This is a genomic window from Streptomyces sp. WAC 04229 (genome assembly GCF_003947455.1).
Classification (GTDB): Bacteria; Actinomycetota; Actinomycetes; order Streptomycetales; family Streptomycetaceae; genus Streptomyces.
This window is the reverse complement of sequence record NZ_QHJH01000371.1, coordinates 1-2,376: the sequence shown is the minus strand read 5'-3', so window position 1 is coordinate 2,376 and position 2,376 is coordinate 1. Positions and strand designations below refer to the sequence as shown.

The following is a 2,376-nucleotide window of genomic DNA, read 5'->3' as shown; positions in this document are numbered from 1 at the left end:
CCCCACCCTCCTCGGCCTCGGCGTCGCCCTCCCCGGTCCGCTCGACCACGTCAGGGGCGTGCTGCACCGGGTCACCGGCTTCCCGGAGTGGGACGGCTTCCCCCTGCGGGACGCGCTGGAGCGGCGGCTGGGCGTGCCGGTCGTCGTCGACAAGGACACCAACGCGGCGGCGCTCGGTCTCACGGCGGGCGGTACGGGCGGCGCGGTGGGCGGGGACGGCGGGGCCTTCGCCTACCTGCATCTCGGTACGGGGCTCGGTGCGGGCCTCGTCATCGGCGGCGGGGTGCACCGGGGCGCCCGGACCGGGGCCGGGGAGTTCGGGCACCAGGTCATCCAGCTGGACGGGCCGCCCTGCACCTGCGGCGCCCGCGGCTGCGTAGAGGCCCTGTGCCTCGCCGCCGTCGGCCGCGGCGACCTCGCGGAGGCGGCCCGGGTGCTCGGCGCGGGTGCCGCGAACCTCGCCGGGCTGCTCGACATCGACCTGGTCCTGCTGGGCGGCCGTACCGTCGCCGCCGCACCCGACGCCTTCGTCCAGGGGGTGGGCGCCGTCCTCGACGCCCGGGCCCGGCGCGAGGGCGGCCAGGAGGGTGCCGTACCGGTGCGGATGGCGCCCGGCGGGGTGCGCGGGGTCGCGGAGGGCGCGGCGCAGCTGCTGCTCGCGCCGCTGTTCGGGCGGGGGGACGCCTGACGTTTCGGCACCCAGGACGGAGCCGGGCCGGACCGGGCCGTGGGGATCCGGCCCGGACCGACCGTCGCTCACGGCGTACCGGCGGCGCTCAGGAGCCGACGGCGCACGCGTCCCCGTTGAGCGTGAACCGGGGCGGCGGCGACGCGTCGCCGGTGTGCGAGGCGACATAGCCGAGGGTGACGCTCGCACCCGGCGCGATCGTGGCGTTGTGCTGGGCGTTGGCCGCGTCGATCGTGTTGCTGAGCTGGACCAGGTCCGTGTTCCAGTCGGACACGACGGTCTGCCCGAAGGACAGCGGGAACGCGAGCGTCCAGCCGTTCACCGGGGCGTCGCCGCTGTTGGTGACGGTGAGGTCCACCGTGGTGCCGGTGCCCCAGCGGGTCACCTTGCGGTCCACCCGGCAGGTGGGCTCCTCCCGGCTGAACGACACCCGGTGCAGACCGCCGGGCAGGTCGTTGACCACGTAGAACTCGCCGTCGACGGTCACGCCGATCGACGTGACCTGGGTGGGCATCCGCCCGATCTCGGCCTCCTCGTAGCCACCCCGCCCGTCGGGACGCAGCGCCCAGACGGTGGACGAGCAGTAGTCGGTGGCGATGTACGTACCGCCCACCAGGTCGGCGTACTCCCGGCCCCGGTAGACGTGGCCGCCGATGACCGAGCAGCCGCCGGTGTACGGCGAGTAGGTGAAGACCGGCTCGGTGTACTCCTGGCCGGACGCGCAGTCGCCGCCCTCGAACTCCTCCAGGCCCTCGTAGCAGGACCAGCCGAGGTTCAGCCCGCCCTTCCCGGCGGGGATGTGGTCGACCTCCTCCCAGTGGCCCTGGCCGACGTCGCCGATCCACAGCGAGCCGTCACCGCTGTCGAAGGAGAAGCGCCAGGGGTTGCGCAGCCCGTACAGCCAGATCTCCGCCCGGGCGCCGGGCGTGCGGACGAAGGGGTTGTCGGCGGGGACGCAGTAGGCGAGCGGCGCGCAGGCGCGGCTGACGTCGATGCGCATGATCTTGCCCAGCAGGGTGTCCAGCCGCTGTCCGGACCGGAACGGGTCCCCGGAGCCGCCGCCGTCGCCGATGCTCCAGTACAGCTTGCCGTCGGGGCCGAAGGCGAGCTGGCCTCCGTTGTGGTTGCTGTACTCGGCGTGCTCCTGGGAGAGCAGGACCTCCAGGCGGGACGCGTCGAGCCGGTAGCGGGCCAGTGTGACCGCCCCGTCGGGCAGCGCCGTGTACGCCAGGTAGAGGTCCTGGCTCTCGGCGAAGTCCGGCGGGAGCGCGATGCCGAGCAGCCCGCGCTCGTTGCCCGACTCGTCCACGGCCGCGGTGATGTCGAGCAGCGGGGCGGCGGCCAGGCCGGTGTCCGGGTGGTAGACGCGGACCGTGCCGGACTTCTCGGTGATGAACAGCCGGTCCGTGCCGTCGTCGGGGGCGACGAGGGCGGTGGGCCGCCGCAGCCCGGAGGCGACCTGGGTCGTGGTCGCGCTGAGCGACGGCAGGGGGACGGGTGCCGTGGCCTCCGCCGCCGCGGCGGGTGCCGGGGCGAGGGCGGTCAGCAGGAGGGCCGGGATCACCAGGGCGAGGGTGCCGAAGGTGAGTCTCAGGCGTCGTCCCGTGGCGCGAAATAGAGCATGTATATGACAAGGCAGTTTCATGGGCCTCTGGTCCTTCTCTTCCCGTGGGGGGAGGGGGTGGGTG

General features: G+C 74.2%; 2 protein-coding genes. One reads left to right on the top strand and one right to left on the bottom strand.

Translation table 11 applies throughout. The annotated features are described in order from the left end of the window. A partial coding sequence (locus DMH12_RS38220; RefSeq protein ID WP_148107604.1) for an ROK family protein occupies nucleotides 1-688 on the top strand: 688 nt, incomplete at its 5' end. Nucleotides 689-776: 88 nt separating this feature from the next. On the opposite strand, the gene DMH12_RS38215 is transcribed toward DMH12_RS38220, so the two are convergent. Continuing rightward, on the bottom strand, nucleotides 777-2,333 hold the full coding sequence (locus DMH12_RS38215) for a PQQ-dependent sugar dehydrogenase (protein WP_125495833.1): 1,557 nt from the start codon (nucleotides 2,331-2,333) through the stop codon (nucleotides 777-779). Between the last annotated feature and the right edge of the window lie 43 nt (nucleotides 2,334-2,376).

Excerpts from the sequence above, each read along its gene's own strand:
- DMH12_RS38215 (WP_125495833.1), bottom strand. The coding sequence starts at position 2,333 with ATGAAACTGCCTTGTCATATACATGCTCTATTTCGCGCCACGGGACGA.